Origin of the sequence: Streptosporangium sp. NPDC049644, from assembly GCF_040675205.1 — a bacterium.
GTDB classification, from domain to species: Bacteria; Actinomycetota; Actinomycetes; order Streptosporangiales; family Streptosporangiaceae; genus Streptosporangium; species Streptosporangium fukuiense.
In genome coordinates, this window is the sequence record NZ_JBFAOJ010000224.1 from 1 (window position 1) to 2,839 (window position 2,839).

Consider the following 2,839-nt stretch of genomic DNA (forward strand, 5'->3'; position numbering starts at 1 on the left):
ATGGTACTGCACCGGGGACGGTGTGGGAGAGTAGGTCGCCGCCGGACAATCTTTCATGTGGGCCCTCACCTTTCGGTGGGGGCCTTCGTGTTTTCTGGGGTTTTGTGTGCTCCGGATACCGCCGTCAGGTGAGGCTTCGTGCGGAGAACGACGCCAGGTTTCAGCCCAGAGCCTCAAGGAGATCCCATTCGGTCTCGCAGACACGGCGGCCGATCGCGGCCAGTTCCACGGACCGGGCGCCACCCTCAAGGTGGCGCAGGGTCTGCGTGACGCAGATGATCCCCCACTTCAGCACGCCGAACGTCTCCCACCAGCGCAGCGCGTCGCGGTCGACGGGATACCCGCTCGCCCGCTCGTAGGACTGGACGAGCCGCTCGTACTCCCCGAACCCGCCCACCGGCAGCGGCGACCCGAAGCGCCAGGACTTCACGCACAACCAGCCGAGATCCTCCATCGGATCGCCGGCGTGGGCGAGTTCCCAGTCGAGCACCGATCGGATCCCGTCGGGGCCGATGACGAGGTTGCCGTTCCGGAAGTCGCCGTGCACCACGGTCACCCGCTCGCTCGCGGGGCGGCAGTCGGCAAGGCGGCGGAACGCCAGCTCGAAGACCGGGTGCGAGCTGCCGGTGAGATCCAGTATGTCCCGCCACGACCGGAGCGGGTCGTCCGGCTCGATCGACCGCCTGCCGGCCGAAACCCCGAGATCGGTCCCGGGCGTGAGCGAGACCAGCGGCATGCGATGGATCGCGGCCAGGATCTCGCCGCACTGGGCGGCCAGCAGCGGCCGGGCGTCCGTGAAGGCGTCGTCGCGGAGGATCCTGCGCGGGATCGTCTCCCCGGCCACCCGGCTCATCAGGATGTACGACTCTCCGGCCGCCAGCACTTGGGGCACGGGAACGCCGGCCGTCTCCGCCGCCCGCATCAGCCGAGCCTCCCCGGCCAGGCCGACCCCGGCCGACCCGATTCCCGAATCCGGGACGGTGCCCGGAGAGTCCAGGCGCAGGATCAGCTCATGCCTGAAGCCGTCAGGAACGATGACGTCCAGAGCCCAGGTTTCCCGCGACGCGCCGCCCGGCAGCCGGATCCGCGAGGTGATGGCCGAGTCCGGCCCGAACACGTCCGAGACGAGGTCGTCGATCATCGAAGGCCGAACTCCCAGTTGCCCCCCGCCGCGTACTCGCCCAGGATCCGGCGGCCCACCGAGTCGATGTGCACCTCGTCGGGGCCGTCGTAGACGCGACCGGCCCGGGCGTGCCGGTACATCCGGTCCAGCGGGGTGTCCGGGGTCAGCCCCGCGGCGCCGTACACCTGGATGGCCCGGTCGATCACGTTGTGCAGCATCCGTGCCCCGGCCACCTTGGCCACTCCGATCTCCACCCGCGCCTGCTCCCCCCGGTCGACGGCCTCCGCCGCGCTCAATGTCAGCAGCCGGGCCGACTGGATCTCGGTGTAGGAGTCGAACACGTGCTGGCGCATCAGCTGTTTGTCCGCCAGTGGCCGGCCGAAGGCGCTGCGCTCGTGCAGGCGGCGGCACATCAGGTCGAAGGCCCGCTGGGCCTGGCCCAGCCAGCGCATGCAGTGGAAGATCCGGCCGGGGCCCAGCCGCTGCTGGGCGATGACAAAGCCCTGGCCACGCGGCCCGAGCAGGTTGGCGGCGGGCACCCGCACGTCGCAGTAGCGGACCTCGCAGTGACCGCCGTCGATGCCCAGCACCGGGGTATCGCGCACGATGGTGTAGCCGGGTGTGTCGGTCGGCACCAGGATCATGGAGAACGCCAGGTGCGGGGCGACATCCGTCTCGGTACGGCACATCACCGTCGTGTACGCGGCCCGGTCCGCCCCGGTGGTGAACCACTTGTGGCCGTTGATCACCCACTCGTCGCCGTCCAGCACCGCCGTGGTCTGGAGCTGGGTGGGATCGCTGCTGGAGACGTTCGGCTCGGTCATCGCGAAGCTCGGCCAGATCTCCGCCTGGACCAGCGGGGCGAGGAATCGTTCGCGCTGCTCGGGGCTGGCGTGCAGGCGCAACATCAGCGAGTCCTGCAGGGTGAACGTGCCGAGCGCCAGCTGCCCGAACTCGCTGCGGCCCTGTACCTCGTTCACGTACACGTAGTCGAGGAAGGGCAGACCGCCACCGCCCAGCTCGCGGGGGTGCCCGAGGGCCCACAGCCCTTCCTTCTTCGCCTGCGCCTGCAGCTCGCGCAGGAGCGAGGCGGCCTCGGGCCCGCCCTCGTGGAGCAGGGCCTCCGCCGGCTCTACCCGTTCGGTCATGAACGCCTGGACGGCGTCACGAATCGGCCGGACGCTGTCGGGAACCGCGAAGCTCATGGAATGATCTCACCGGAGATTCGTTGCCGCGTCAACGGATAAGGAGTTCCTTATGTCGCAGGGCATGCCCCATGACGTACCGTCCGCAGCTCGGCTCGTCGCCGCGGTCCGTGACTTTCTGGAGAGCGACGTGCTCCCGGCCGTCGAGGGCCGGGTCCGTTTCCACACCCGGGTGGCGGTCAACGTGCTGAGCACGGTCGAGCGGGAGCTCGAACTCGGCCCCGCGCAGCACGCGGCCCACCGCGCGCGCCTCGACGAGCTCGGCTTCGCCTCGGATGCCGAGCTCGCCGCCGCGATCCGCGAGGGCCTGGACGGCCCGGATCTTCTCGACGCCCTGACGGCGGCCGTACGGGACAAGCTGGCCGTGGCGAACCCCGGCTACACCGCTGCCCCGGATGTCCCGCCCCGCCGCTGACTGCCCGTCTCATCTGCTCGGTTCTGAACTCGGCCTGATCACGCCTCGGTCCGCCCCGCCCGCCAGGGTCCGTGGCGGCGGGGGGGACCCAGGCGT

Annotated in this window: 3 protein-coding genes; 1 reads left to right on the forward strand and 2 read right to left on the reverse strand. The window is 70.4% G+C overall.

Annotated features, from left to right (window positions below):
- Positions 1-160 precede the first annotated feature (160 nt).
- A complete protein-coding gene (locus AB0J58_RS44570; protein WP_364227824.1) occupies positions 161-1,141 on the reverse strand; it encodes a phosphotransferase family protein in 981 nt (326 codons plus the stop codon).
- On the reverse strand, positions 1,138-2,328 hold the full coding sequence (locus AB0J58_RS44575) for an acyl-CoA dehydrogenase family protein (protein ID WP_364227827.1): 1,191 nt from the start codon (positions 2,326-2,328) through the stop codon (positions 1,138-1,140). The genes AB0J58_RS44570 and AB0J58_RS44575 overlap by 4 nt, the downstream gene beginning before the upstream one ends.
- A gap of 52 nt (positions 2,329-2,380) precedes the next feature.
- Between AB0J58_RS44575 and AB0J58_RS44580 the strand changes: the two genes are divergently transcribed.
- Positions 2,381-2,743 carry a DUF6285 domain-containing protein gene (locus AB0J58_RS44580; RefSeq protein ID WP_364227829.1) on the forward strand — a complete coding sequence of 121 codons (363 nt, stop codon included), beginning with the start codon at positions 2,381-2,383 and terminating at the stop codon, positions 2,741-2,743.
- Positions 2,744-2,839 lie beyond the last annotated feature (96 nt).

Excerpts from the sequence above, each read along its gene's own strand:
- AB0J58_RS44580 (WP_364227829.1), top strand. The coding sequence starts at position 2,381 with ATGTCGCAGGGCATGCCCCATGACGTACCGTCCGCAGCTCGGCTCGTC.
- AB0J58_RS44575 (WP_364227827.1), bottom strand. The coding sequence starts at position 2,328 with ATGAGCTTCGCGGTTCCCGACAGCGTCCGGCCGATTCGTGACGCCGTC.
- AB0J58_RS44570 (WP_364227824.1), bottom strand. The coding sequence starts at position 1,141 with ATGATCGACGACCTCGTCTCGGACGTGTTCGGGCCGGACTCGGCCATC.